Genomic DNA, 253 nt, shown 5'->3' with positions numbered 1-253 from the left:
CGGGGCAAGGATTTACGCTGGCCTGGTAGGAGCGAGCAGAGCTCGCGATGGGCTGCATCGCAGCCCTGCGGGGGTTTGGCACCGGCCTTGCCGGTGTTCGCGAGCTGCGCTCGCTCCTACCGGATCGTGAACTGCGCCCCAAATGTTAGACGGTCGAAGCTAGGCTACCTCAGCCTGAGTCCTGTAAGCCACAGGACTCAGGCCATTGAGCTTCATTTTGATTCGTTCGTGGTTGTAGTAATGGATGTACTCG

Annotated in this window: 1 protein-coding gene; it reads right to left on the bottom strand. The window is 59.3% G+C overall.

What is annotated here, in order from left to right; translation table 11 throughout:
* Positions 1-159 precede the first annotated feature (159 nt).
* A partial coding sequence (locus tag F3J45_RS29760; protein WP_167061942.1) for an IS3 family transposase occupies positions 160-253 on the bottom strand: 94 nt, incomplete at its 5' end.

The sequence above is a fragment of the Pantoea sp. Ap-967 genome (genome assembly GCF_011752565.1).
Lineage (GTDB): Bacteria > Pseudomonadota > Gammaproteobacteria > Pseudomonadales > Pseudomonadaceae > Aquipseudomonas.
Note: the sequence above shows the minus strand (reverse complement) of the source record. Positions and strands in the feature narration are given on the sequence as shown.